Source organism: Candidatus Sordicultor fermentans (assembly GCF_012728195.1).
GTDB lineage: Bacteria > Atribacterota > Atribacteria > Atribacterales > Caldatribacteriaceae > Sordicultor > Sordicultor fermentans.
In genome coordinates this window covers 1-24,818 of sequence record NZ_JAAYFP010000159.1, presented here as the reverse complement: position 1 = coordinate 24,818, position 24,818 = coordinate 1, and the positions used below count along the sequence as shown (strand labels likewise).

Sequence of the window (24,818 nt, the reverse complement as noted above, 5' to 3'; positions counted from 1 at the left end):
GTGGAAAAGGAAAGAAACTGGAAGCTTTCTTTATATCTTTCTATTGTAATTGGGGCAGGGGTGCTGCTCGAGATAGTATCTCTTTTCCATTTGGATTTTTCTCTTTCTCAGTTGGTTCCTTTTTTCATTTTTTCTCTTCTGGCTTTTCTTCTGGAGCTGATGCCCGTTTACCTACAGGGAGGAGTAGCGCTTTCCATTAGCTTCACTTTGGTTTATGCTGCTTTACTCTTGTTTTCTCCCTATTTCGCGGCTAGTGTGGCTTTTTTATCTGCGTTTTTTGCGACCATCAAATCCCCCTATTATGCTTCTCTTTTCAACGCTTCTCAGTATGCTCTTTCTGCTTTTTTATCCGGTCAAGTGTTTCAAATGCTGGGAGGATATGAGTTTTCCTGGCAGAGCTTACCTTTTTATGGGGTAGCGGCAGTATCCATCCTTGCTTTTTTTGTTTCCAACACTTTTTTGGTGGGAGGAGTGATTTCCCTAAGCCAGGGGACACCTCTCCGTCTCTTTTGGAGGGAGAAGAATATACGAGAAATTCTTTTCCAGTACTTTGCTCTTTTTCCTTTTTCTTTACTTTTGTATCTGGTGTATACTTATATAGGTTACTGGGGGATAATTCTTTTTTTCTTCCCCCTTATGGTAGCTCGTTATTCTTTTAAACTTTTTGCCGATACCAAAAAAAACCATCTGCAGCTCCTGCAGGCCTTAATTGCGGCACTGGATGCCAGAGACTCCTATACCGCCGGTCATTCTTCGCGAGTGGCTGAGCTTTCTCTCCAGATTGCCGAGCATCTTCATCTCCCTCCCCAAAAAAGAGAGGCTTTGGAATACGCCGCTGTTTTGCACGATGTGGGTAAGCTTGGTATTCAGGATTCTATTTTGACTAAACAAGGAGAATTATCTGAAGATGAACATTCATTGGTGTGTGAACATCCCGAGATTGGTTATAAGATTTTAGGAGAAGTAGATTTCCTGCAAGAAGCAGCACAGATTGTATTAGCTCACCATGAGCGAATGGATGGCTCTGGTTACCCTGAAGGGAAAAAGGGGGAGGAGATACCTATAGAGGCTCGCATTGTGGGAGCAGCTGATGTTTTTGATGCTCTTACCTCAGATCGCCCTTACCGTCGGGCTTATTCGGCGGAGGAAGCTCTCGAAATTATGGAAAACGAGGAAAAAGGGAGCTTTGATCCGGAAGTTCTCCAGATTTTAAGAAAAATAGTGGAGGAAAAAAGAGAAAAGAATGTTAGTTGATTTTATTGTGGTGGGATTGATATGGTGATTTTTGAGAGGGGGAAAGTTGCGTAATCTTTCCCAGGTTGATTTCCCTTTTCTCTGGGTTATCATCCTGGGTTTTGGCATAGAATTCCTGGCTCTGGCGGGACTGCAACCTTTTGTAGTTTTTAATCTGGCAGGGAGAGGACTCGTCCTTTTAGGAGCTTTATTGAACATTCGTCTTTACGGCATGAAGTCAATGTCTCTGGGAGCTTCTCTAAATTTTCTGGTTATAGCTCTTAATGGGGGAAAAATGCCAGTGTCTTTAGAAGTGACTTCCTGGCTGGGTCTTCAAAAATATGTAGAGCTTTTAGAGAATAATTATTATCCTGACTATACCATTATTTCTTCTTCCACTCTTTTACCTTTTTTGGGAGATGTGTTACCTTATTTTTCTTTTCTTTTTCGCCGTTTTTTTGTGGCCAGCCTGGGAGATTATTTTTTGGGGATAGGAGTAATGCTTTTTCTGGTCTACCATCTGAGAAAGGAGGAGGTAAAAGCATGAAAAAAGTAAAAAAAGCGGTCATTCCTGTCGCGGGTTTGGGGACTCGCCTTTTGCCTGCCACTAAAACTCAACCTAAAGAAATGTTACCCATTGTGGATAAACCAGCCGTTCAATATGTGGTAGAAGAAGCTATAACTTCAGGCATAGAAAGCATTTTATTTGTTACCGGAAGGGGGAAGAGAGCTATTGAGGATTACTTCGATTATTCGGTAGAGCTGGAGCAGGAATTGGAGAATCGGGGGAAAGAGGAGTTATTGGATGAAATAAAGAAGGTGGGAAACCTAGTTCCTGTTTATTATGTACGGCAGAAATCCCCTCGAGGTTTGGGGGATGCGGTTTATCAAGCTCGAGAATTTGTGGGAGAAGAACCTTTTGCTCTTATTTTAGCTGATGATATTTTTGTTACCCCTTCTCCTCTTCTGGGAGAAATTATGGAACTTTATCGTCAAAAACCGGCTATCTACCTGACAGTTACTCCGGTCCCGCCCCAGGATGTTTCTTCCTGGGGGGTGATAAAAGGAGAAAAAGTGGGGGAAGCTCTTTATCGGGTGGAGGATTTAGTAGAAAAACCAGAAAAAGACAAGGCTCCCTCCTCTTTAGCTATTGTGGGGCGCTATGTTTTAACCCCTTCTATTTTTGAGGCTATCGAATGTACTCCGCCAGGAAGAGGAGGAGAAATTCAGCTCACCGATGCTATAAGAGCTCTTCTGGGAAGAGAGGAGGTTTATGCTCTGGAACTCCGGGGTAAGCATTTTGGCGTGGGAGACAAGGTTGGTTATCTTAAAGCTAACATTGCTTTTGCTCTGGAGCGAGAAGATATAGGAGAGGAAATTAAAACTTTTTTGCGAGAAATTTTGCAGGAAGAAGGCAGATAAGGAGGTAGCGGTTTGCAACTTACTTTTTTAGGAGCGACTCGAGAGGTTACTGGTTCTTGTTATCTTTTGAAAACCAGGGATAAAAATTTTCTTGTGGATTGCGGTCTGATACAAGGGAAAGGGGAGGAGAGAAATTATCAGCCTTTCTCTTTTTCTCCCGGAGATATTGATTTTATCCTTCTTACTCACGCCCATCTGGATCACTCTGGTAGAATACCTTTACTTTGTCGTCATGGGTTTCGAGGGAAAATTTATGCTACCCCTCCCACCATTGAGCTCACCCATCTTTTGTGGCTGGATACGGCAAAGATTATGAGGGAAGAAGCAGAAAGAATAAACCGAAAAAATGTTCGGCAAGGCAAGCCCCCCATTCAACCTCTTTTTGGAGAGGAAGAAGTAGAGGAGGCTATGAACCTTTTTGAGCCGGTGAGCTATGATGAATTAGTCAGTGAAGGAGAGGTGGAATTTGTTTTTCGCGATTCTGCCCATATTTTAGGGGGAGCGGCGCTTGAGATATGGGGAGAGGGAAGTAAAGTAGTTTTTTCCGGAGACTTAGGGCAATTCTATAGTGTGATGGAAGGTTCTCCTCCGGTCATAGAAAGAGCGGATTTTGTAGTGATAGAATCTACCTATGGTAACCGTCGTCATCGAAGCTTAGAAGATACTCGCCGGGAGTTTTCCGAGGCTATAGAGGGAGCTTTATCTAAAGGAGGAAAAGTTTTAATTCCTTCTTTTGTGGTGGATCGGGCCCAGCGGATAATTTATGAGCTTTTTCTTTTACAAGAAAGATTAGATGGAAAATACCCGGTGTTTTTTGATAGCCCTATGGGGGTCAAAGTCACTGATATTTATCGACAATACCGGAACCTTCTTGCCGGAGAGATTCAGAAGCTTAACTTAGAGAAGATAGATCCTTTTTCTCTACCGGGCTTGCATTATGTTACCACTCCTGCAGAATCAAAAGCTATCAACAACATAAATCAAGCTATAGTAATTGCCGGAAGTGGAATGTGCACAGGAGGAAGAATTATCCATCACTTAAAACATAATCTCTATAAGGAAAATACCGCTCTTATCTTTGTGGGATTTCAGGCTCAAGGGACTTTGGGGAGAGCTCTCGTAGAAGGAGCCAAAAGAGTTCGGATTATGGGAGAAGAGATAGTAGTCCGAGCTAAAATATATACTATTAACGGTTTTTCTGTGCATGCTGATCAGGAAGACCTGTTCAGGTGGGTGGAATATTTCCAGGGGAACCCCACTTTTCTGGTAACTCACGGCGAGGAAGCCATTGCTGAGTCTTTTGCTCAGTTTTTAGGAGAGCGAGGAAAAGAGGCGCTGGTTCCGCATCTCGGGGATACCATGGATTTGGCGAAAAAGAAAGTATTCAGCGCTCCTTCTCTTCCTCCGGAGGAAAATATTCTGGAACAACTGGAAAGCAAAGTCTCTTCTCTTGAGAGTATCTATCCTGCTTTAGGAGAAGAAGAAAAAATTCTTTTGCGCTCTGCTTTGATACTTTTAGAAGAAGTGGAGAGGAGAAAAGAAGAGAGCTTGATTTAGCCGATGAACTCCCGAAGAATAGAGTTAGAAGGGATAAAAGAGGGGTTGAGGGGCATAAAGTGGTTGAGGAAAGCATAGAGGCGATAAGCTTCTAAATAGTGAGGGCTTTCGGGAGTAATAGCTCGCAGGAGAGGTTCAGCATATTGTCTTAAAATACTCAGCTCATATATTAAAGAAGAATTGAACATAATATCAGCACTTTCCTGGTAGGGGAAAATATATTTTTCCTCTCCTTCTCTTACCCGGGGCCAGTCGGCAAATACTCCTTCTCCTCTGCTTCCCCTGAATTGGCTATCTCTCACCAGACGCCGAATCAATCGAGAATCGGTGGTAGAAATGCGATTGTGGTCATCGACGTTTATTTGAGTTATAGCGCTTACATAAATTTTGAATTTTTCTCCTCCGGGGATATTTTCTCCTAATTGGGGATTGAGAGCGTGTAATCCTTCTACTATTATGATACCATCGGGAGAGAGCTGAGTTTTTGTCCCTCGGGGTTCTCGAGTGCCGGTGATAAAGTTATAACGAGGGATTTCCACTTCTTCTCCCCGGATTAGTGCTTTTATTTGTTCTTCGAATAATATTAAGTCTAAAGCTTCTGGCTTCTCGTAATCTTCCTCATTTATTTCTCCTCGGGAACGGAAGTAATCGTCTAAGGATATGGTTATCGGATGCCACCCGTTAACCCGGAGCTGGATATAGAGACGACGGGCAAAAGTGGTTTTCCCCGAAGAAGAAGGTCCGGCGATTAATACTAAATGTACTGTGCCTTTTTTCTGGGTGATTAAGTCGGCAATCTGGGCTATTTTTTTCTCATGAAGCGCCTCAGCAATGGATATGATCTCTCTTCCTTCTCCCCGGGCAATGGCTTCGTTTAGCTCTCCTACGTTTTCGATGGCTAAAATCTCTGCCCAGCGGACTGCTTCTTGAAAAGTGGCGAAAAGTTTGGGACGAAAAGTATAAGTGGGAAGACGCTGCAGGTCTTCTCCGGTGGGAAACTGAATTATGAATTGAGGAGGAACCAGGACAAAGCCAAAGTTTTTTAGATACCCGGTAGAAGGAACAAGAGGTCCATAATAATGGTCATAAAAGTCTTGCAGCCGATAAACGGTTACTGCTGGAGTTCTCCAGTAGCGGAAAAGCTTTACCAGGTCTTTCCTTCCTCGCTTTTGATAAATAGCAGTAGCTTCCTCCCAGTCTATTACTTCTCGGATAAAGGGGAGGTCTTCTTTTATGGTGTTTCTCATCTCCTCCTCGATTTGCTCTAATTGCTCAGGAGAGATGTTTACCCCTTCTATTTCACAAATTAGCCCCTCTCCCAGGGAATAAAGAACCTTTAGCCGGCGACCGGGGAAAGTTTTTTCTACCGCATAGCTCAGGACAAAAAGGAGACTCCGCAGATAAGTTCTTCTGCCTTCGGGATGAGAGAAGTCAAAAAACTTTACTTTGCTGTCTCTTTCTACTCTGGTGTTGAGGTCTACTATCTCTCCTTCTAATTGAGCGGCCATAATTCTTTCCCAGGAGGGAAATATTTCTTTCGCTACCTCTTGGAGGGTTTTTCCTTGTGGGACAGGTATTTTTTCTTTTTCCCAGTAAAGATAACAAGTTTTTTTCGGCATTTACCTCTTCCCCTTTTCCCTATTTTAGCAGAAAATAGAGAAGAGGTGAAGAGTAATGAATTATTATGCTTATCATTTGGCTTTAAGGGAAGAAGAAGTAAAAGGGATAAAACTGGCTCTCCTCCCGGGGGCTCCGGAGCGATGCTGTAAGATTGCTTCTGCTTTTGGTGATTTTGAAGAGTTAGCTTCTCATCGGGAATTTAAAACGGTAAAGGCAGAAAGCGAGGAAGGTAAAATTTTGGTAGTTTCTACTGGCATTGGGGGGCCTTCTTTGAGTATAGCGGTAGAAGAGCTGGCTCAATTGGGAGTAAGACTTTTTTTGCGAGTGGGAACCTGTGGAGCCATTCAAGAAGGAATTGCAGTAGGGGATTTGGTGATCAGCGAAGGAGCGGTGAGGATGGATGGTGCTTCTCCTCACTATGCTCCCCTTTCTTATCCTGCCTGTGCTCACTGGGAGATGGTGGGAGCTCTTAAAAAAGCTTGTGAACTTTTGAGGTGTCGCTATCACTTAGGGATTACCTGTTCTTCGGCTACTTTTTATCCCGGGCAGGAAAGATATGATACTTTTAATGGTTACATCATTTCTTCTCTTCGGGGTAGCAGGGAAGAATGGAAGAAGTTGGGGGTTTTGAATTATGAAATGGAGATAGCCACTCTTTTCACCGTGGCTCGAGTTCTGGGGCTTCGCTCCGGAGCGATATGCGGAGTGCTGGTCAATAGGAATGAAAAAGAAGAAGTAGAAGAGGAAAAAATAGAGGAGATAGAAGACCGACTTTCTCAGGTGGCAGCTGAAGCTGCCCGGCTGATTCTCTCCGGGGAGGAATAAACTTGTTTCTTGATTACTGGCTTTTGGAAATAGAAAAAATAGGGGAAGGGTGGTTGATTTTTCTTCTCTTTGGAGGAGGGATTGTCTCTGGTTTTTATTTTTTTCGCTTGAGAAAAGTTCTTTTCCCTCTTTTAACCTTTTTAGTGGTGATGGGAGGAGGGGGAATCACCAGAGGGATAGAAAAAAGTAACTTAGAAACTTTCTCTTTTTCAGGTGATAAGGCGAGTTTTTTCATTTTTCTCTTTCTGGCTCTTTTTTTAGCCGGAGTTGTAGCGAGCAAAAAAGGAGAACGCTGGGGGAGATTCTTTTCTGGTTTCTGGTTGAGCGCCAACCTCTATTATCTTTTAATAGAGATCTCTTCTTCGGTAGAGCTGTTGCGCTTTTTGGGTCATCTTTCTTTTACGGTGGTGCTTTTTTCTTCCCTACTTTTTGCGCTTCTTTCCCTGAACAAAAAAGTTCTAAATTTCTTAAGCTCTTTTCTGGGGAGCTCTCTTCTGGTTCTTGCTTACCTTCAGGTGTTGTATAGATGGGGAGGAAATGATACCTTTTGGGATAGCAGTCCCTGGGTGTTATTTTTGTTTTTAGTTATGGCTCTATGGATGATGGCAGTTAAGGAGAGTGATTGAGTGGAAAAGTACGAAGATAAAGTGGTATGGTCTATGGTGGAAGATACCACAGTGGTGGCTTATGTTGCCTCAACCACTTCTTTAGTAGAAGAAGCAAGGTTTTTACATAATACCAGTCCTGTGGCTACTGCTGCCCTGGGAAGAGCACTAACCCTTGCCGGGATAATGGGTGCTGCTCTCAAAGAAGGTCAAAAGGTAACTTTGCATATTCGTTGCCTGGGGCCTTTAGAAAGCATATTGGCGCAGGCTAACTCGCAAGGAGAGGTGAGAGGATATGTTTCTCAACCTTCGGTTTTTGTTCCTTCCCGAGAAGATAAAAAACTTAATGTAGAAGAAGCAGTGGGGAAAGGCTCTCAGCTTTCGGTGGTGAAAGATCTGGGATTAGGGGAGCCTTATGCTGGTTATATAAAGATGCCTCGAGGAGGCATTGCTTATGATTTGGCTTATTACTTTGCCCTTTCTGAGCAGCTTCCTTCGGCCTGCAGTGCCGGTGTTTATGTGGGAGAAAAAGGAGAGGTGTTATCATCAGGTGGGTTTATCATTCACACTCCTCTGGGCACTCCACAACATGTAATACAGAAAATCGAGGATAATATTTCTCTCCTTCCTCCTGTGAGCTCTCTTATTCTGGAGGGAAAAAGCCCGGAGGAAATAACTCGAGACCTCTTAGCTTCCCTTTCTTATCGGGTGGTGGGAGAAAAGAAACTGTGTTATCATTGCCATTGTTCTCGAGAGAGAGCCCGTCGGACTTTGATACTACTTGGAAGAGAAGAATTAGAGGAGTTGTTAGCCCGAGAAGGAAGAGCAGAAGTTAGCTGTTTTTTCTGTAATCGGGTTTATCTTTTTGGAGATAAAGAGCTCAGAGAGCTGATAGAAAAAGTAAGGAAATAGGAGGTTTGATTCTTGAAAGGAATTTTGCGCATTGATTATGAAGAAGAATTGAATGAAGAGCAGAAAAAAGTGGTCTTTGCCGATGAAGGTCCGATTTTAGTGATTGCTGGAGCAGGTAGTGGAAAAACCCGGACCATCACCTATCGAGTGGCAAGGCTGATAGAGGAAGGGGTAGATCCTTCTTCCCTTCTTTTGGCTACTTTTACCAATAAAGCAGCCCGAGAGATGTTACATCGGGTGGAATGTCTTTTAGGGATAAGCCTGGAGGGTATGTGGGGAGGGACTTTCCACCATATTGGTAACCTCATTCTCCGCCGGGAAGCAAAAAAGATAGGCTATGATAACAACTATACTATTCTGGATCGGGAAGACCAGAAAGACCTTCTGGAATCTACCATAGAGGAGATGGGGATAGACCGCCGTTCTCGCCGTTTTCCCAAAGGGGATGTGATTGCCAACATCATCTCTATGAGTCGCAACACTTTTATCTCTGTGGAGGATATTTTAGAAAAGTTTTACCCTCAGTTTTTGAGCTGGGCGAGTCAGTTAAGTTCCCTTTTTGCTCTTTACCAGGATAGGAAACGCCAGCTCTCTCTTATGGACTATGATGATTTGCTTTACTATACCTGGTCTCTTTTACAAGAAGATGAAAATACTCGCCGCAAATATGGAAGTGCTTTTCACCATATTTTAGTAGATGAGTATCAGGATACTAACCTTCTGCAGGCTGAGATTATGGACCTTTTAGCTCAGGAACACCGCAATCTTTTAGTAGTGGGCGACGATGCTCAGAGTATTTATTCGTTTCGGGGAGCTAATTTTGTCAATATCATGCGTTTCCCTGAGAGATACCCGGATTGTCAGATATTTAAACTGGAGACCAACTATCGAAGTAGAGCTCCTATTCTGGAGCTGGCCAATCAGATAATTTCTTTTAATCGTCGTCAATTTCCTAAAGTTTTACATCCGATGAAAAAAGGAGGAGAAAAGCCTGTAGTGGTGCCCTTGCGTGATGTTATGGAGCAGGCCGAATTTGTAGCTTCCCAGATTTTAGAATTACATGATGAGGGTCATGACCTCCAGGAGATTGCCGTTTTATACCGGGCTCATTATCACAGCATGGAAATTCAAATGGAGCTTACTCGCCGGGGCATCCCTTTTGAAATTCGCTCCGGACTGCGTTTTTTTGAACAAGCTCATATAAAAGATGTGGTGGCTTATCTTAAGGTAGTGGCTAATCCCCGGGATGAGATGGCCTGGAAGAGAGTGCTCAAGCTTTATCCCGGGATTGGTCGAGCATTAGCAGAAAAAGTATGGGGAGCTCTTTCTTCCTCTCCCGATCCTCTTACTACTCTGGAGAGAGAGGAAGTTTTTTCTCTTCTTCCGGTAAACGCCCGGGTTAGCCTCGCTTCTCTTAGAGATTTACTATTTCATCTGGAGGACCTCGATTCCTCTCCTTCTACTCTAATTCAGGAGGTGCTCGCAGGGGGATACCGGGACTATTTAGTTGCTCATTATCCTAATTACGAGGAGAGAGAGGAAGACCTGGAAGAGCTGGCTAACTTTGCTTTGCGGTATAAATCTTTAGAAACTTTTTTAAGTGAGTTAGCTCTTTTAGGAGAAATAGAAGCAGAGAACGTGGTAAGGGGAGGAATAGAGGATGAAAAAATAGTTCTTTCCACCATTCATCAGGCTAAAGGTCTGGAGTGGGATTGTGTGTTTGTAGTCTGGTTATGTGAGGGGGGTTTTCCTTCTCCTCGTAGTCTGGGAAGAGAGGAGAATATCGAAGAAGAAAGAAGACTTTTCTATGTGGCCTGTACCAGAGCTCGAGAACATTTATTTTTGTGTTATCCTATTTTAGGAGAAAGAGGGCGTTCTCGCTCTATGGTCAGGAAACCTTCTCGATTCCTGCAGGAGTTAGACCCCCGTTCCTACACTAAATGGCGAGGAGGAAGAAAGGGATAGTGCTCTCCCGGCGAGATTATCTTTTTAACTTTGTAGTAGACACTCTGGATTACTCTTTTTTTAGCCTGGGGATGTCTTTTGGCTCTACAGTTACCCTGCTTCCCCTTCTGGCTCAACGCTTAGGGGCCAGCAATTTGGAAATCGGGCTCATTCCTGCTATTGCTTATCTGGGATGGTCATTTCCTGCTATCTGGGGGGCAAGGGTTTCTGGTAAATTAGAGAAAAAACTCCCCTTTATCCTTCGATTCACTCTTTTTGAGCGCCTTCCTTTCCTGGGGATGGCGCTTCTGGCTTTTTATCTCGTTCCTCATAATCCTTCTCTTTCGCTTTATATCTTGTTCATTTTGTTAGGAATTAATTCTTTTGCTATGGGGTTTCTCGGTCCTATCTGGACGGAGATGATTGGAAAAGTCATCCATCACAGTCGCTGGGGACTCTATTTTGCCTGTGGTAACGGCCTGGGGGCTCTCATGGGAATGTGGGGTTCTACTCTGGCAGAACGATTTATCAGCACTTATCCTTTTCCTCGCAACTTTGGTCATTGTTTCCTGTTAGCTTCTGTATCGATGGTGGTTTCTTATTTTTTTCTAGCTCTTACCCGGGAAGAGAAAGAGGAGGTAACTTCTTCCTCTGGAGAAAAATTTCTCTCTTCTTTTTTCCAGGTAATAAGAGAAGATGCCAACTTTTTGAGTTTTTTGCTGGCTCGTATATTTTTAGCTTTAGGGGTAGTAGGAGGGGCTTTTTATACCGTTTATGCTTTGCAAAAATTCATAATCCCTGATGCTTTAGTGGCTCGCTATAATGCTGTTTTGCTTGTCTCTCAGGCTTTGAGTAACTTTATCTGGGGTCCCTTAGGAGACAAAAAAGGGCATAAATTAGTGGTGCTTTTAGGAGCTACATCTATAGTTTTGAGCAATTTGCTGGCTCTTTTTTCTCCTGATTTTCGATGGTTTTTCTTAGCTTTTACCCTTTTGGGATTTAATTATAGTGCTATATCGGTGGGAGGAACAGCCATTGTTCTTGACTTTGCTCCCCGAGAAAAGCGAGGGTTGTATGTGGGGTGGAGTAGCTTTTTAAGTAATTTCCCGGCTTTTTTCTCTCCCATTTTAGGGGGGAAAATTGCTGACCGATTTGGTTACCACTGGGTTTTCTGGTTAGCGCTGAGTCTGAATTTGGTGGGGTTGCTGTGGATTTTATGGGGTGTGAGGGAGCCTCGAGCTTTTACTAATTTTGAGGAGGGATAAATGGCCAGGTCTTTAATGGTGCAGGGAACAGGATCAGGAGTGGGTAAAACTGTGATAGTGGCAGGGTTGGTACGAGTTTTTGCCCGGCGGGGAATAAAGGTAGCTCCTTTTAAAGCTCAGAACATGTCTTGTAGTTCTGGAATTACTGAAAAAGGAGAAGAAATGTCCATAGCTCAAATTCTTCAAGCTCGAGCTGCTTTTCAAAAACCTGATAGTCGGATGAATCCTGTTCTTTTGAAACCTCAAGGGGAGAGAAAAAGCGAGATAATAGTCCGAGGAAAAGCCTGGAGCATAAAGGAAGCTTCTGCTTATTATAGGGACAATGAATTTTTGTGGGAAGTGGTCAGGGAAAGCCTTGATTCTCTGATGCAAGAATATGACCTCCTTATTTTAGAGGGAGCAGGAAGCCCAGCAGAGATAAATCTGCGGGGAAAAGACATAACTAACATGAGAGTGGCTCTTTATCTTCAATCTCCAGTTATTGTGGTGGGGGACATAGAAAAAGGAGGAGTTTTTGCCTCTTTATACGGAACCTGGGCTCTGGCGAGTGAAGAGGAAAAAAAGCTGATGCGGGCTTTTATTATCAATAAATTTCGGGGAGATGAAGAAATTTTAAAGCCCGGTTTACAGGAAATGGAAGAGCTCACCGGGGTTCCGGTGGTGGGGGTTTTACCCTATGTTTCTCTATCTTTAGTGGAAGAAGATAGCCTCTTGGGGGAATCGAGTAGTAAAGACCGCTTTTCCTGCCTGAGGGGAGATTTTTCCTGGGAAGAAATAGACCAGGAACTGGATTGGTGGAGTAAAACCTTAGAGGAATATTTAGACATTAAAAAAATAGAGGAAATAATTGGTTTATGACGATGAGGCATGCTGGAGAGTTTCCCTCCCTCAGCAGTTTTTGCTTTTTGTTTTTTTTTTGGGGTTATAAGGGGTTTACCCCCTATTGTCGGCTTCATAAGGGGGAATTCTTTCCCCCTTATACTGGTGGAGTGTTTCCCACCAGTAGTCTTTGCTTTTTAGGTTTTTGTTTTCTTGGTCTTACGCCGTAGGCTGCTCTGTTTTAGTCTCTTGGGGGTTATGAGGAGTGTTTTGCCTCCTCATAGTTTGGTTTCACCCTCTCCTTGGAAGGGTTTCCCTTTCTGTCATGCCTGAAATTTAGCGAGGAATCCACGTTTTTGCTTCTTCTTTTTGGAACCATAAAAGTGCTCCCTCCCATTATTTAGATTCCTCGTAGAACCATTCAGGAATGACGCCTCTTTTTTTGTCATTCCCGAAATCTTTAATCGGGAATCCACGTTTTTGCTTTTTCTTTGGTTTTAAATACTTATGGACTCCTGATAGAAGCATTCAGGAGCAGGCTAAAAACAGCTTAAAAATTGCCGGGGTGACGAAAAAGGGGAAATAGAACCATTCAGGGGTGACGGGCAAGGGCGGTCATTGCGAGCCTCGTATTCTCGTATGGCGTGGCAATCCCGAGTTTTTTACTCTATCTAATTTGCTTTTTAGTTTTTTTCGGGGGTTATAAGGGGCAGCGCCCTCTCATAGTCGATTTTAGCGTTCGATGGAAATAAACTTGTAAAACTTCCTCTTTCCCTTTATAATTATTCTCAAGAGGAGAGGTGGCTGAGCTGGCCGAAGGCGCCCGCCTGGAGAGCGGGTAGACAGGCGTTGAACCTGTCTCGTGGGTTCAAATCCCACCCTCTCCGCCAAGATTTGCCTCTAATCGTGCTAAGCGGGGAGATAGCGGTGCCCTGTACCTGCAATCCGCTACAGCAGGGCTGAATTCCGACAGGAGGTTTTTTCTTTTCAGTTCCGGGTGGAGGAACGGAACGGTGAAGGTTGGGTCTTGCGCGACGAATCTTTACTAACCCCGTCAGGCCCGGGAGGGAGCAGCGGTACGTGAAGCTCTTCGGGTGCCGCAAGGGTGCCTAACCGGAGTTTGCTGCCTCTGCTACGGCTGGGAAGAAATTATCGAATGTCGGTGCACGATTAGAGGCAGTTTATTGAAAACTAAGAAGGTAGAACATTGGCTTACCTGTCACTCTATAGGAAATGGAGACCGTCTCGTTTTGAAGAAGTAGTAGGACAAGAGGTATCGGTACGTATTTTAACCCATTCCTTAGATAAAAAACGACTTCATCATGCCTATCTTTTTTGTGGACCGCGAGGGGTAGGAAAAACCACTACTGCTCGCCTTCTGGCTATGGCAGTTAACTGCGAGAAAGGAATAACTCCTCAGCCTTGTGGGGAATGCGAAAGTTGTCGGACTATCCAGGAGGGAAATTCTCTGGATGTGGTAGAAATTGATGCTGCTTCTCACCGGGGTATAGATGAGATACGAGAGCTCCGGGAAAGAGTTAAATATGTTCCCTTGCAGTCTCGCTTCAAAGTTTACATCATCGATGAAGTGCACATGCTCACGACTGAAGCTTTTAATGCTTTGCTCAAAACCCTGGAAGAGCCACCAGAACACGTTATATTTGTGCTGGCTACCACTGAGCCTCGCCGCCTTCCCGATACCATCATTTCTCGCTGTGTAAAAATCATTTTTAACCCCCTACCGGAAGAAGCTGTGGTGAAAAAGTTAGAAGAGATAGCCAGAGAAGAAGGAGCTGCAATTGAAGAGGAAGTCTTCTATCTCATAGCTCGTAAAGCAGGAGGTTCTATGCGTGATGCCGAAGGGATGCTGGAACAAATTTTAGCCTGGGGAGAAGAAGAGCCTGTAGATTTAGCTACTGCTTCCTTGATTTTAAGAGAAATAGATAGCGAGGACTTTACTCGGCTTCTTGAGCTCATAATCAAGGGTGATAAAGGAGGAGCGCTTCTCCTTCTTAATCAATGGATTCAAAGAGGCTTAAGCCCGGAAGACATCAGCCACAGCCTGGAAAGCTATCTTCGGGAGTTGCTACTATTTCGTCTTACTCGAAAGCAGGATAAAAAAAGAGAAAAGATAAGAAAGGAGTGGCAATCTCTAACTAAACAAGTGAGCGAAGAAGCTTTACAAAAAGCTTTAGAGAGAGTAAGTTATCTTGAGTTTGAGCTCCGTCGTTCTTCACAGCCTCGGGTGTTGTTAGAACTTTGTTTATTGGATATAATTAAGTGCCTGGCGCAACCTGGATTGCCCGAGGAAAAATTACCTGAGGAAAATCCGGTAAAAGAAGAAGTTAGTCAGAAACCAGAAGAGAATAACGGTAATTTCTGGCCGGAAATTTTGCAAGAGGTAAAAAAAGCTAAAATTTCCCTTTACGCATTTTTGCAAGCGGCTGACTTTAGAGAAGTAGGTTCTTCTCATGCTGTTTTATCGTTTAGCTCTAATTGTCAATTTCACAAAGAGAGCGTTGAAAGAGAGGAGAACTTGAGCATTCTTAAAGAAGTCCTGGCTAAAAGACGAGGAGGGAATTGGAAAATAGAATGTGTTATAAATGAAAAAGCTCCTGAAGTAGAAGTAGAGAGGGAAAGAGAAGACAGGAAAGAAAAGAGAGAGGAGCAACTTTCTCATAATCATAAGTCATTGATGGGTGAGGTTATTGACCTCTTCTCCGGGGTGTTAGTTGATTATTCCTTAAGTGAGGAAATTGCGAAAGGTGGGTGGGAAGATGCAGAACTGGAAAAATCTGATGAAGGAAGCCCAGAAGATGCAAGCTAAGATAGCCAAGATGCAGGAGGAGCTGAAAGAGAAAACGGTGGAAGCTTCATCTGGTGGTGGGATGGTAAAGGTAGTTTGTAATGGACAGCAGGAGATAATAGATATTGAAATCGAGCCCGAATTATTGGAAGAAAAGGACGTGGAAATGTTGCAAGACCTGGTTCTGGCGGCGGTGAACGAGGCTTTGCGTCGTTCACGAGAAATAGCTGAAGAAGAGATGGGGAAAATCACCGGGGGGTTAAACCTTCCTGGTTTGATGTAGAGAGGAACATCGTTGGCAGAATCTTATCCTGAAGCCTTATCAAGGCTTATCTCTGCTTTTTCTCGTTTACCCGGTATTGGGCCCAAAACCGCTCAGCGTTTAGCCTTTTATCTGGTTAAATCCCCTTCTTTAGAGGTAGAAGAACTGTTGTCTTCTCTGCAGGAGGTAAAAGAGAAAATTCATTTTTGCTCTGTCTGTGGGTTTTATACTGAAGAAGATAGATGTAAAATTTGTGAGAATCCTCAGAGAGACCGGAGCGTAGTCTGCGTTGTAGAAAGACCCCAGGATGTTTTAGCTATAGAGAAAACAGGATTCCGGGGGTTATATCATGTTCTGCAGGGTATTATTTCTCCTCTTTCTGGAATTGGTCCAGAAAAAATCAAGATTAAGGAATTGTTGGAAAGAGTGAGTCAGGGAGAAATAAAGGAGGTGATCTTGGCCATCAGTCCTTCAGTAGATGGGGAAGCGACTGCTCTTTATTTGGCACAAAAATTATCATCGTTTCCCGTTCTTGTAACTCTTATTGCTCGAGGATTGCCTTCTGGTGGAGATCTGGAGTTTGCTGATGAAGTAACTTTGCAAGAAGCTTTAGAAGGAAGAAGAAGAATTAGCCTGAAACCAAGAAAGGAGGAATAGTAATCTTGAAAAAGCCCTTAGAAATCAGGTGGCACGGTCGAGGAGGGCAGGGAGTAGTTACTGCCTCTCGAATTTTAGCTGATGCAACTCTGCGAGAGGGGAAATATTTTCAGTCTTTCCCCGAGTATGGGCCAGAGAGAATGGGAGCCCCGGTAAAAGCTTTCAATCGCATCAGTTCTCAACCTCTCCGCATGCACTGCGGAGTTACTAACCCGGAAATAGTGGTAGTGATAGACCCTACTCTTTTGGGTTTAGCGGAAATTTTAGAAGGGTTAGATGAAAAAGGAACTATAGTGGTTAATTTTGAAGGTTCTCCTCAAGAACTGAGAGAGATGTTAGGTTTTAAGGGGGGAAGAGTGGTTACGGTAGATGCTTCCCAGATTTCTCGAGATATTTTAGGAAGAGTGGTAGTTAATACTTCCATGCTGGGTGCTCTCGGTAAAGTTCTCCCAGAAGTTAGTATGGAAAACCTGTTAGAAGCTGTTCGTTCCCAGTTTGGAGAAAAACTGAGACCGGAAGTCATAGATAAAAACTTGCTTTGTCTTACTAAAGCTTGTGAGGAGGCACAGATAGATGAGTGAGCTCAAAGGATGGAAGGAATTGGTGCCCGGCGGATTAATTGTAGAGGCGGGTAATGCCAAAGAGTATAAAACCGGAGATTGGCGAACTGAAAAACCGGAGCTTAACCCGGAAAAATGTATTCACTGTTTCTTTTGCTGGGCTTATTGTCCGGATAATGCAGTGATAGTGGACGCCGAAGCAGGAAAGATGCTGGCTTTTAACTACGATTATTGTAAAGGCTGTGGAATCTGCGCCGCTGCTTGTCCTGCTAAAGGAGCCATTACTATGGTTCCGGAGCGATAGGAGGTGAGAGAAATGGCTAAAGTTGTGGGTTTTAACGGCAATGCCGCAGTAGCTTATGCTATGAAACAGATTAACCCTGATGTGGTGGCAGCTTACCCTATCACCCCCCAGACCGATTGTGTAGAGAGGTTTGCCGAGTATGTTAGTGAAGGGTTGGTAGATAGCGAATTTATAACTGTAGAAAGCGAACACAGTGCTATGAGCGCCTGCATAGGAGCAGCTGCTGCAGGGGGAAGAGTGATGACCGCCACTGCTGCTAACGGTTTAGCTCTCATGTGGGAGATGCTCTATATTGCTGCCAGCATGCGTCTTCCCATTGTGATGATGGTAACCAACCGAGCTTTGTCTGGCAATATTAATATTCACTGTGACCATGCTGATACTATGGGAGCAAGAGATGCAGGATGGATTCATCTTTTTTCAGAAAACGCTCAAGAAGCCTATGACAACACCATCCAGGCAATTAAAATTGCTGAAGATTTAGGGGTAAGACTCCCGATTATGGTTACTCAAGATGGGTTTATCATCAGTCACGCTGTAGAGCGGGTAGAAATTTTAGAAGATGAGGAAGTGAAGAACTTCATTGGTGCCTACAAAGGGCGCTATCCTCTTCTCGATTTAAATAATCCGGTTACCTACGGGCCTATTGACCTTTTTGACTATTATTTTGAGCACAAAAGGTCTCAAATCGAAGCTATTGATAACTGTTTACCGGTAATTGAACGAGTGGGTAAGGAGTTTGGAGAGCTTTCCGGGAGAAATTATGAACTCCTGGAAGGTTATCGGTTAGAAGATGCTGAATATGCAGTAGTGGCTCTGGGTTCCACTTGTGGAACGGCTCGAGAAGCCATTGATTCTCTGCGGGAGAAAGGGAAAAAAGTGGGACTTCTCAAAATGCGCTGTTTCCGCCCTTTTCCCCGAGAAAGCGTAATTGAAGCTCTTTCTCCTTTGAAGGGGATAGCAGTTTTAGACCGCTCTGTTTCCTTTGGAGGATTTGGTGGACCACTGTTTACTGAAGTTCGCTCTGCTCTTTACGATGCCCCTTCTCGTCCTTCAATCATAAATTTCTTCTATGGTCTGGGAGGAAGGGACATTTATCCTGAAGATATAGAAAAAGCTTTAGAGAGAACAGAGGAAGTGGTAAAAGCAGGAAAGATAGAACAGCATATCGATTATTTAGGTTTACGAGAATAGGAGGTTTTTAGAAAATGCCACCTCTAAAAGAATTGGCTAAAAGACCGGAGAGACTCACCTCGGGGCACAGGTTATGTGCGGGATGTGGAGCTCCTATCGCCATCCGACTGATTCTGGCTGCTGCTGACAAACCAGTAGTTGCTGCCAATGCTACGGGATGTCTGGAGGTATCTACCACTATTTTCCCCTACACCGCCTGGAACATTCCCTGGATTCACAGTGCTTTTGAAAACGCAGCTGCTACCATCACCGGGGTAGAGACCATGTATCGAGCGAAGAAAAAAAGAGGAGAGATCGACGAAGACATATATTTTGTGGCTTTTGGTGGTGATGGTGGAACTTATGATATTGGTCTACAATCTCTTTCTGGAGCCTGGGAAAGAGGACATCGATTTGTGTATGTGTGTTACAACAACGAAGCCTATATGAATACCGGTATTCAGCGCTCCAGTGCTACTCCCTTAGGAGCATGGACTACTACAAGCCCGGTGGGGAAAGTCCTTCCCGGGAAAACCCAGTGGAGAAAAAATTTAACTGAAATTGCTGTAGCTCATGATATTCCCTATGTGGCTCAATCCGTTCCCTCTAACTGGCGAGATTTAACCCTCAAAGCAGAAAAAGCTTTTCATACGGAAGGCCCCGCTTTTCTTAATGTGCTGGCTTCTTGCAATCGGGGATGGCGCCACCTCCCTGCTGATACATTGAAAGTGAATCAGTTAGCAGTGGATTGCTGCATCTGGCCTCTTTATGAAGTAGAAAATGGTGAATATCGACTTACTTATAAGCCCAGGGAGAAAAAACCGGTAGAAGAATGGCTGAAGGTGCAGGGTCGGTTCCAACATCTCTTTTCTCCTGCTTACCGTTATCTTATCGATGAGTTCCAGGCCTATGTAGATCGGGAATGGGAAAGACTGCTCGAGAAGTGCGGAGAAACTAAAAAGTAGTTTTTTACCCTGAGAGGAGCCAGAGCTTTCGAGCTTTCTGGCTCCTGTTAATCTTCTTTTAAGCTGCTTGAAAATGTTTTAAATTGATGCTCCAGATAGTGATAAAAAATGTTTTTTCTTAAAAAAGAAGAAGAGGTAGAGTTAGTCATAAATCGCTCTCGATTTGTGGGGAAAAGCCTGGAAGTGCGCTCTCGGGAAGAGGTGAAAGAGAGGTTACACGAGGTGATGAAGCTTTTTCCCGGCGCCACTCACTATTGCTATGCTTTCCGCATAGGAGAAAATACGGTAGAGGAATTTTCTTCCGACGCAGGGGAGCCACCGGGAAGTGCAGGAAGACCCATACTGGGTGCTATCCGGCGGGGAGATTTCACCGATACCATGGTGGTGGTGGTGCGTTTCTTCGGGGGTAAAAAATTGGGGATCAGAGGATTGATTGATGCTTATGGGAAAACTGCTCAGCTGGTTTTGGAGAAATCGGGCAAAAAAGCGTACAGAGAAATAGAATTTTTGGTTAAGATTGACCCTGTTTATTTTAGTCTGGTGGTGAATCAACTGGTAGAGGTTGTTCAGGATAAGCAGCTTCTCTCAATTTATCCCGATAGAGGAGAAGTGCACCTTCGCATTTCTCAAAGCGAAGAAGAGAAAATAAAAGAAATTCTTGAGGAAGGAGAAAGGACAGGGAAAATTTTAGAAGGAAGAAGAGTAAGGTAGAATTTGCCCGGGTAAGCAAAAAACTGATCCATCGGTAGGAAAAGAAAATAACCCCCTCTTTATTCTTTCCCCATAATTATGTTCAAGTCAGGATTCCCCATTTTCCAGTTTTCCCTTGTTTTAATTAATCACAGCTTGTACCTCTTCTTGGGCAAAAAGAAAAGGTGTGGTTCTATCGCGAAACTCGAATCTCCACCGATTATAATAGCTATTTTTGTCCTTTAAGTTGAGATATAATTCTCTCAAAGAGGGTTTGCGAGAGAGTTAAGAATTAGTAAAAAGGAGAAGGGAGAAATGGTGTATAACTGGATAAACCTGATAATCGGGATTGTAACCATAATTTGTCCCATTGCTGCGGGGGTAAAAGGGGCTTCGCTATGGCTCCATATAGTAATCGGGATAATTATAGTTCTGTGTGCTTATATGGCCAACCGGGGAGTAGCTAAAGGTTAAGCTCTGATTCAGGGATATTCTCACAAACCCTCTTTTTTAAAGTTGTATTATCATTAACCAGGACAATTAAATCTGAAGAACCATAAAAATTCCTCTTTATCAATCTCTTTCTTATCTCTCCCTCGATTTTTTTTATTCTTCTCCTCTCCCTTCGAGGGAGAAGGTTAGGGTGAGGGTGTCTTTGCTTTGTCGTTACCCCTGAGTACCTCCCGTCATTCCTGAATGTTTCTATCATCCCCAAGTCCCTCATTCCTGAATGTTTCTATCAGGAATCTATATTATTTAAGGGCAAAAGCATCTAAATTTCCGACTAAAACTTTTGGGAATGACGGGAAAAGTGAAGTTACTCCTGAATGCCTCTATAAGAAGTCTAAAGGTATTTAGAGCTTTTAAGTTTCCCAATAATGATTTCATGACAGGAAATATTATAAAAGGGGATACCCTTTTATAATTCTCGGAAAAATACGAAAATGGAAAAACAGTAAATACTACTGATGAGAAAATCTTCTACCAGTATAAGAGGAGAGGAAGAAGGTGAGGCGATTCTCCTTGTAAGATCTTCCCCCAGCACTCTTCCTCAGGACAGGACTCAGACTGTTATTACTCTTTTTTCTTCCTGTGCTCGATAAATAGCTTCTATCACCTTTGAATTTCTTAATCCTACTTCGTAGCTGATTACTGGTTTTTCTCCTCCTCTTATCCATTGACTGAAAGCATCAATTTCTTGAGCATAAAGAGATAAGGGTTCGAGTTTTATTTCTTTATAAGCATTTTCTTCTCTTTCTTGCTCTGCGTTATAGCTTTTTTCTCCCTTTTCCTGATAAAGCCACATTTTGCCTCCCGGGTCTTGTCCGATAGTTTGGTGAGCAATGACTGCCCCTTTAGTTCCATAGACTTCCAGTATATTTTTAGCTGCTTTATCAGGAACGTTAAAATAGTTGTCCACTATACCTTGCGCTCCGTTTCTAAACTTAAGTATTGCTGTAGAGGTATCTTCTACGAGGTAAGAATGAGTAATGGTATCTAAAAAAGCGGCAACTTCAATTGTTTCTCCAAAAAACCATTCCAGGAGGTCAATACAGTGACAACCCATGTCTATAAGTGCTCCTCCTCCCCCTTTTTCCTTGTCTTGCCGCCAGGCAGAGGGAAGAGGGGGATACCAGCAGGTTAACTGGGCTCTACCTGCCACCAATTGTCCCAGAGCTCCTTCTTCAATCAACCTTTTAATTTCTTTATGATATACATTAAACCTCATCATAAATGCTACGCCTAATTTTAGCCCTTTTTCTTCTGCTATAAGCGCTAGCTCTTTTCCTTCTTCTAGGGTTAAAGATAGAGGCTTTTCGCAAAGAACGTGTTTTCCTGCTTCAAGGGATGCCTTTGCTTGCTGGTAATGAACATAGTTAGGAGAGGCGATATATACGGCTTCTATATCTTCTTGTAGAAGTTTTTCTACATCGGTGAACCATCGGTCTATTCCCCACTCCCTGCCTACTTCTTTCACTACTTTCTCATCTATATCCATTAACGCTTTTATTTCCGCCATTTTAGCATACATTATTGTTTCTTTTATGGTTCTTCTTCGGGCAATTCCCCCCGCTCCTATTACTCCCCACTTGACTCTCTCAACCATAGTTTTCACCTTTTATAGTATTCGTAAACTTTTTCCCAGGCTTCTATCATCAAATCCACATGCTCATCATCGTATACCGGGTGACAGGGAAAGCAGAAAGTTCTTTCCTCTAACCAGGCAGCATTGGGACAAAAAACCTTATCGTATTCTACTGCTGAGGGGTCAGTATATTCTTTAGAGCGGAAGGGAAACTTTACTCTTCCAAAGCCATTGTGTTCTAAATAAGCTCTTTCCCGGTACATCTGAGGCCATAAAACCGGGGAAACCGGCACTCCCTCTGCCTCTACCGCTTGCCAGAATTCTTTTATAGAAGAGCATTTTAATCTTTCCATATTTACTACTATGGGGAAAAGCCAGAAGGAAACCAATTTATCTTCTTTCTGGTGAGGGGGGAGATGCAGAATACCTTCATGGCCCTGGAAAGCCTGCAAAAATCTTTCTCCAATGGCTATTCTTCGGGGTTTATTCCAGGAATCGAAGCGTTCTAATTCGCAAAGACCAATAATCGACTGGATTTCTGTCAACCGATAATTAAATCCTACTCGTTCGTGGATATAAAATAGTTTTTTCTCCATTTCCAGCAATCGTAACCGTTCTTTCACGTCATAGCCATGGTCTCTGAAAGAACGAGCCTTCCAGGCTATTTCCTCATCATTAGTGACTAGGCATCCTCCTTCTCCTCCGGTAGTAAAATGCTTGGATTGACAGAAGCTGAAGCACCCCACATGACCTATGCTACCCGCTTTTTTGCCTTTATATTCGCTACCATGGGCTTGAGCAGCATCTTCAATCACGTAAAGGTTGTGACGGTTGGCAATTTCCATAATGGCATCCATATCGCAAGGAATGCCATAAAGATGCACAGGGATGATGGCTCTGGTACGAGAAGTAATTTTTTGCTCTACATCCTGAGGATCTAAAGTATGAGTATCTTCCCTCACATCGGCAAAAACTGGTATAGCTCCTGCTTGCAAAACGCAAAAAGAAGAAGCAATAAAAGAGTAGGAGGGTACAATCACCTCGTCTCCCGGTCCGATATCACAGCTCGCCAAAGCAGCGTGTAAAGCAGATGTGCCATTAGTGGTAGAAACTCCATAACGGCAACCACAATATTCCGCCCACTTTTTTTCAAATTCTATTCCCTTGTTTCCTGTCCAGTAATTAACCAACCCGTTTTCCAGAGGTTTCAATGCTTCTTGCTTCGTTTTTTCCGAAAAAGATGGCCAGGTAGGAAAAGGCTTCTTGTTAATTGGTTCTCCTCCCTCAATAGCTAAAGTTTGAGACATTTTTCATCCTCCTTTTTAAAATAGGCTTTGGGGATAAACTCCTTCCCTTCTCGGCTCAATTATAACAGAATAGGGAAGCTCCCGGGGAATAAAGGTTTCTTTTTGTCTTGACATGGGTGTCCACCTTAATCTCGATACATTTTCCCTTAACAATGTTGGGTATTTTTCCTCGGCATTGTTGTCCTAGTTTTTAAATCATTTGTGCTTTTAAACTCGTGTCGCAGATTGCCTTTTTAAGTTTTTTATATTTGTTTGCGTTTATTCTGTTTTTCCGGGGTTGTAGGGGAGGAATTTGTCTCCTTATAGTCTGTTATAATTCTCTATGAATAACTAATAATACCCGATATTATAAGACGTGGAGGAAATAGCTATGCGTTTCTGGGAAATAGATTTCCTGCGGGGTTGTGCCGTGATAACTATGGTCATATACCATCTTCTTTACAATCTTTATAGCTTTGGGTCTTTGAACATTAATCTCTACCAAGGATTCTGGCATTACTTCCAGGTGGCCACTGCTAGTACTTTCCTTGCCCTTGCAGGAGTTTCCCTCACTTTGAGCTATAACCGTATCATCCAGAAAGGGCAAAAGCCATCTTTTATTAAATATCTAAAAAGAGGTCTCCGAATACTGGGGTGGGGGATGGTGATTACTGTCTTCACCTATTTCACTCTGGGTGATTGGTATGTTCGCTTTGGAGTGCTTCATTGCATTGGGGTATCTACTATTCTGGGATATTTCTTCCTTCCTTTAAAGAGCGATGTTTCCACTCTGATAGTAAGCATGTTGTGCCTGGTTTTGGGTTCTATTCTCTCTTCGCAAGCTTTCCCCTTTTCCTTCCTTCTTTTTCTCGGTTTTAAGCCTTATAACTTCCATACTGTAGACTACTTTCCTCTTTTTCCCTGGTGGGGAGTGGTGCTACTGGGAATCTTTCTGGGAAAACAACTCTACCCCGGGTATAAGAGAATTTTTTCCCTTCCTGATTGGTCTCGAGTGCCTTTAATTCAGGCAGTGTCTTTTTTGGGTCAACATTCCCTAACTATTTACATTCTCCATCAACCCATTATAATTATTATTCTCTTCTTGCTGGGGCTAATTCACCTGCCTATATAGCTTGTCCCATTAGGGGCAAATGGTATTGATTAAAAGAGGCAACAAGTGTAAAATATTAATGGACTTAAGTTTGAATAAAGTGGTGAGCGTAGTTCAAACGGTTAGAGCACTGGACTGTGGATCCAGGGGTTGGGGGTTCGAATCCCCTCGCTCACCCCAGAAGCGCATTGACTGCATTTAAGGCTCTTGTCTCATCCTTGTTTTCTCTCTAAAAACCCCTGAGTCCGATGACTATAAATCTACTCCCAGAAAGAGGCGATTTCTGTGGGGCAGGTAGTAAAACTTCCGCAACCTGAGAGCTGGGAAAATTTCTTGGAGCTGTTCCTGTTTGAAAAGAAGGCAGAAGGTAAATCCCCCCGTACTATTTCCGATTATAAGCTCCACGTTTCAATGTTCTTCAAGCGCTTTCCTCAAGCTCTGCGCTCGGAAAAAGAATTAAGAGCTTCCATTCTTGAGTATTTCTCCGATGATATTAAACCTGCTACTTTTAACCTTCGCCGAGTATATCTTAAAGCTTTCTTTGATTTTTTAGTAAAAGAAAACGTCATCGAGAAAAACCCGGTAGACTTTAAAAAGAGAAAAGATGAAGGGAGAGCTAGAGCAATACCCCTGGAGGTATTAAAAGAGCTACTCGGCGCTCCAGATAAAAAGAGTTATGCTGGCTTTCGTGATTACTGTCTTATCCTTTTTATGCT

At 43.3% G+C, this 24,818-nt stretch carries 25 protein-coding genes, 2 tRNA genes and 1 other RNA gene; 24 read left to right on the top strand and 4 right to left on the bottom strand.

Annotated elements, in window-relative coordinates; genetic code table 11:
- Genes GXZ17_RS08210 through GXZ17_RS08195 form a run of 4 tightly spaced genes read left to right on the top strand, consistent with a single transcriptional unit; the run spans position 1 to position 4,212 of the window.
- On the top strand, positions 1-1,254 hold the full coding sequence (locus tag GXZ17_RS08210; RefSeq protein ID WP_409376805.1) for an HD-GYP domain-containing protein: 1,254 nt from the start codon (positions 1-3) through the stop codon (positions 1,252-1,254).
- 46 nt (positions 1,255-1,300) lie between these two features.
- Complete coding sequence (locus GXZ17_RS08205; RefSeq protein ID WP_409376804.1) at positions 1,301-1,780, top strand: DUF5317 family protein; 480 nt, start codon at positions 1,301-1,303, stop codon at positions 1,778-1,780.
- Positions 1,777-2,655, top strand: coding sequence for a UTP--glucose-1-phosphate uridylyltransferase GalU (gene galU / locus GXZ17_RS08200; RefSeq protein ID WP_409376803.1), 879 nt, complete (start codon positions 1,777-1,779; stop codon positions 2,653-2,655). The genes GXZ17_RS08205 and galU overlap by 4 nt, the downstream gene beginning before the upstream one ends.
- Positions 2,656-2,667: 12 nt before the next feature.
- Positions 2,668-4,212, top strand: coding sequence for an MBL fold metallo-hydrolase (locus GXZ17_RS08195; protein WP_409376802.1), 1,545 nt, complete (start codon positions 2,668-2,670; stop codon positions 4,210-4,212).
- On the opposite strand, the gene GXZ17_RS08190 is transcribed toward GXZ17_RS08195, so the two are convergent.
- Positions 4,209-5,831: a hypothetical protein gene (locus GXZ17_RS08190; protein ID WP_409376801.1), complete on the bottom strand. Its 1,623-nt coding sequence runs from the start codon at positions 5,829-5,831 to the stop codon at positions 4,209-4,211. The two genes, GXZ17_RS08195 and GXZ17_RS08190, sit on opposite strands and share 4 nt — an antisense overlap.
- A gap of 55 nt (positions 5,832-5,886) precedes the next feature.
- Between GXZ17_RS08190 and udp the strand changes: the two genes are divergently transcribed.
- The 6 genes from udp to GXZ17_RS08160 are packed head-to-tail and all read left to right on the top strand — an operon-like array spanning position 5,887 to position 12,241.
- On the top strand, positions 5,887-6,657 hold the full coding sequence (gene udp / locus GXZ17_RS08185) for a uridine phosphorylase (protein WP_409376800.1): 771 nt from the start codon (positions 5,887-5,889) through the stop codon (positions 6,655-6,657).
- A 2-nt stretch (positions 6,658-6,659) separates the two neighbouring features.
- Positions 6,660-7,283: a hypothetical protein gene (locus GXZ17_RS08180; protein ID WP_409376799.1), complete on the top strand. Its 624-nt coding sequence runs from the start codon at positions 6,660-6,662 to the stop codon at positions 7,281-7,283.
- Positions 7,284-8,174 (top strand): Hsp33 family molecular chaperone HslO, encoded by an 891-nt coding sequence (hslO, locus tag GXZ17_RS08175; RefSeq protein ID WP_409376798.1) that lies wholly within the window; start codon positions 7,284-7,286, stop codon positions 8,172-8,174.
- A 12-nt stretch (positions 8,175-8,186) separates the two neighbouring features.
- Positions 8,187-10,139 (top strand): ATP-dependent helicase, encoded by a 1,953-nt coding sequence (locus GXZ17_RS08170; RefSeq protein WP_409376797.1) that lies wholly within the window; start codon positions 8,187-8,189, stop codon positions 10,137-10,139.
- Entirely contained in the window at positions 10,139-11,383 is a 1,245-nt protein-coding gene (locus GXZ17_RS08165) for an MFS transporter (RefSeq protein ID WP_409376796.1), read from the top strand. The genes GXZ17_RS08170 and GXZ17_RS08165 overlap by 1 nt, the downstream gene beginning before the upstream one ends.
- The gene (locus tag GXZ17_RS08160; RefSeq protein ID WP_409376795.1) at positions 11,384-12,241 is read left to right on the top strand and encodes a cobyric acid synthase; all 858 of its coding nucleotides are present in this window, start codon (positions 11,384-11,386) and stop codon (positions 12,239-12,241) included. It abuts the gene before it with no gap.
- Positions 12,242-12,458: 217 nt separating this feature from the next.
- Here GXZ17_RS08160 and GXZ17_RS08155 read toward each other — a convergent pair whose 3' ends face one another.
- Complete coding sequence (locus tag GXZ17_RS08155) at positions 12,459-12,581, bottom strand: hypothetical protein (protein WP_409376794.1); 123 nt, start codon at positions 12,579-12,581, stop codon at positions 12,459-12,461.
- A gap of 415 nt (positions 12,582-12,996) precedes the next feature.
- Here GXZ17_RS08155 and GXZ17_RS08150 point away from each other — a divergent pair.
- The 11 genes from GXZ17_RS08150 (at position 12,997) to GXZ17_RS08100 (ending at position 20,093) form a co-directional block, all read left to right on the top strand.
- Positions 12,997-13,092, top strand: a tRNA-Ser gene (locus GXZ17_RS08150).
- Between the two features lie 14 nt (positions 13,093-13,106).
- Positions 13,107-13,372: signal recognition particle sRNA large type (ffs, locus tag GXZ17_RS08145), an RNA gene on the top strand.
- A 37-nt stretch (positions 13,373-13,409) separates the two neighbouring features.
- Positions 13,410-15,029, top strand: a complete 1,620-nt coding sequence (dnaX, locus tag GXZ17_RS08140) for a DNA polymerase III subunit gamma/tau (RefSeq protein WP_409376793.1) — start codon at positions 13,410-13,412, stop codon at positions 15,027-15,029.
- On the top strand, positions 14,980-15,291 hold the full coding sequence (locus GXZ17_RS08135; protein ID WP_409376792.1) for a YbaB/EbfC family nucleoid-associated protein: 312 nt from the start codon (positions 14,980-14,982) through the stop codon (positions 15,289-15,291). The genes dnaX and GXZ17_RS08135 overlap by 50 nt, the downstream gene beginning before the upstream one ends.
- A gap of 12 nt (positions 15,292-15,303) precedes the next feature.
- On the top strand, positions 15,304-15,927 hold the full coding sequence (gene recR / locus GXZ17_RS08130; RefSeq protein ID WP_409376791.1) for a recombination mediator RecR: 624 nt from the start codon (positions 15,304-15,306) through the stop codon (positions 15,925-15,927).
- A gap of 5 nt (positions 15,928-15,932) precedes the next feature.
- Positions 15,933-16,508, top strand: a complete 576-nt coding sequence (locus GXZ17_RS08125; protein WP_409376790.1) for a 2-oxoacid:acceptor oxidoreductase family protein — start codon at positions 15,933-15,935, stop codon at positions 16,506-16,508.
- Positions 16,501-16,791 (top strand): 4Fe-4S dicluster domain-containing protein, encoded by a 291-nt coding sequence (locus GXZ17_RS08120; protein ID WP_409376789.1) that lies wholly within the window; start codon positions 16,501-16,503, stop codon positions 16,789-16,791. Before GXZ17_RS08125 ends, GXZ17_RS08120 begins: the two co-directional genes overlap by 8 nt.
- A 12-nt stretch (positions 16,792-16,803) precedes the next feature.
- On the top strand, positions 16,804-17,985 hold the full coding sequence (locus GXZ17_RS08115) for a transketolase C-terminal domain-containing protein (RefSeq protein WP_409376788.1): 1,182 nt from the start codon (positions 16,804-16,806) through the stop codon (positions 17,983-17,985).
- A gap of 14 nt (positions 17,986-17,999) precedes the next feature.
- On the top strand, positions 18,000-18,929 hold the full coding sequence (locus GXZ17_RS08110) for a thiamine pyrophosphate-dependent enzyme (RefSeq protein ID WP_409376787.1): 930 nt from the start codon (positions 18,000-18,002) through the stop codon (positions 18,927-18,929).
- 108 nt (positions 18,930-19,037) lie between these two features.
- Complete coding sequence (locus GXZ17_RS08105; RefSeq protein WP_409376786.1) at positions 19,038-19,640, top strand: IMPACT family protein; 603 nt, start codon at positions 19,038-19,040, stop codon at positions 19,638-19,640.
- A 294-nt stretch (positions 19,641-19,934) separates the two neighbouring features.
- On the top strand, positions 19,935-20,093 hold the full coding sequence (locus GXZ17_RS08100) for a hypothetical protein (protein WP_409376785.1): 159 nt from the start codon (positions 19,935-19,937) through the stop codon (positions 20,091-20,093).
- Positions 20,094-20,682: 589 nt separating this feature from the next.
- Here the strand turns inward: GXZ17_RS08100 and GXZ17_RS08095 are convergent.
- Together GXZ17_RS08095 and GXZ17_RS08090 are read right to left on the bottom strand one after the other, a co-directional pair.
- A complete protein-coding gene (locus GXZ17_RS08095) occupies positions 20,683-21,726 on the bottom strand; it encodes a Gfo/Idh/MocA family protein (protein ID WP_409376784.1) in 1,044 nt (347 codons plus the stop codon).
- Between the two features lie 5 nt (positions 21,727-21,731).
- A complete protein-coding gene (locus GXZ17_RS08090) occupies positions 21,732-23,012 on the bottom strand; it encodes a DegT/DnrJ/EryC1/StrS family aminotransferase (RefSeq protein WP_409376783.1) in 1,281 nt (426 codons plus the stop codon).
- A 370-nt stretch (positions 23,013-23,382) separates the two neighbouring features.
- Between GXZ17_RS08090 and GXZ17_RS08085 the strand changes: the two genes are divergently transcribed.
- The 3 genes from GXZ17_RS08085 to GXZ17_RS08075 all read left to right on the top strand — a co-directional run.
- A complete protein-coding gene (locus GXZ17_RS08085) occupies positions 23,383-24,123 on the top strand; it encodes a heparan-alpha-glucosaminide N-acetyltransferase (protein ID WP_409376782.1) in 741 nt (246 codons plus the stop codon).
- 82 nt (positions 24,124-24,205) lie between these two features.
- Positions 24,206-24,282 (top strand) — tRNA-His (locus GXZ17_RS08080).
- Positions 24,283-24,387: 105 nt separating this feature from the next.
- The coding region (locus tag GXZ17_RS08075; protein ID WP_409376781.1) for a tyrosine-type recombinase/integrase at positions 24,388-24,818 on the top strand (431 nt) is incomplete at its 3' end.

Excerpts from the sequence above, each read along its gene's own strand:
- galU (WP_409376803.1), top strand. The coding sequence starts at position 1,777 with ATGAAAAAAGTAAAAAAAGCGGTCATTCCTGTCGCGGGTTTGGGGACT.
- GXZ17_RS08190 (WP_409376801.1), bottom strand. The coding sequence starts at position 5,831 with ATGCCGAAAAAAACTTGTTATCTTTACTGGGAAAAAGAAAAAATACCT.
- udp (WP_409376800.1), top strand. The coding sequence starts at position 5,887 with ATGAATTATTATGCTTATCATTTGGCTTTAAGGGAAGAAGAAGTAAAA.
- GXZ17_RS08160 (WP_409376795.1), top strand. The coding sequence starts at position 11,384 with ATGGCCAGGTCTTTAATGGTGCAGGGAACAGGATCAGGAGTGGGTAAA.
- GXZ17_RS08155 (WP_409376794.1), bottom strand. The coding sequence starts at position 12,581 with ATGGTTCCAAAAAGAAGAAGCAAAAACGTGGATTCCTCGCTAAATTTC.
- GXZ17_RS08135 (WP_409376792.1), top strand. The coding sequence starts at position 14,980 with ATGCAGAACTGGAAAAATCTGATGAAGGAAGCCCAGAAGATGCAAGCT.
- GXZ17_RS08120 (WP_409376789.1), top strand. The coding sequence starts at position 16,501 with ATGAGTGAGCTCAAAGGATGGAAGGAATTGGTGCCCGGCGGATTAATT.
- GXZ17_RS08115 (WP_409376788.1), top strand. The coding sequence starts at position 16,804 with ATGGCTAAAGTTGTGGGTTTTAACGGCAATGCCGCAGTAGCTTATGCT.
- GXZ17_RS08110 (WP_409376787.1), top strand. The coding sequence starts at position 18,000 with ATGCCACCTCTAAAAGAATTGGCTAAAAGACCGGAGAGACTCACCTCG.
- GXZ17_RS08105 (WP_409376786.1), top strand. The coding sequence starts at position 19,038 with ATGTTTTTTCTTAAAAAAGAAGAAGAGGTAGAGTTAGTCATAAATCGC.
- GXZ17_RS08100 (WP_409376785.1), top strand. The coding sequence starts at position 19,935 with ATGGTGTATAACTGGATAAACCTGATAATCGGGATTGTAACCATAATT.
- GXZ17_RS08095 (WP_409376784.1), bottom strand. The coding sequence starts at position 21,726 with ATGGTTGAGAGAGTCAAGTGGGGAGTAATAGGAGCGGGGGGAATTGCC.
- GXZ17_RS08090 (WP_409376783.1), bottom strand. The coding sequence starts at position 23,012 with ATGTCTCAAACTTTAGCTATTGAGGGAGGAGAACCAATTAACAAGAAG.
- GXZ17_RS08085 (WP_409376782.1), top strand. The coding sequence starts at position 23,383 with ATGCGTTTCTGGGAAATAGATTTCCTGCGGGGTTGTGCCGTGATAACT.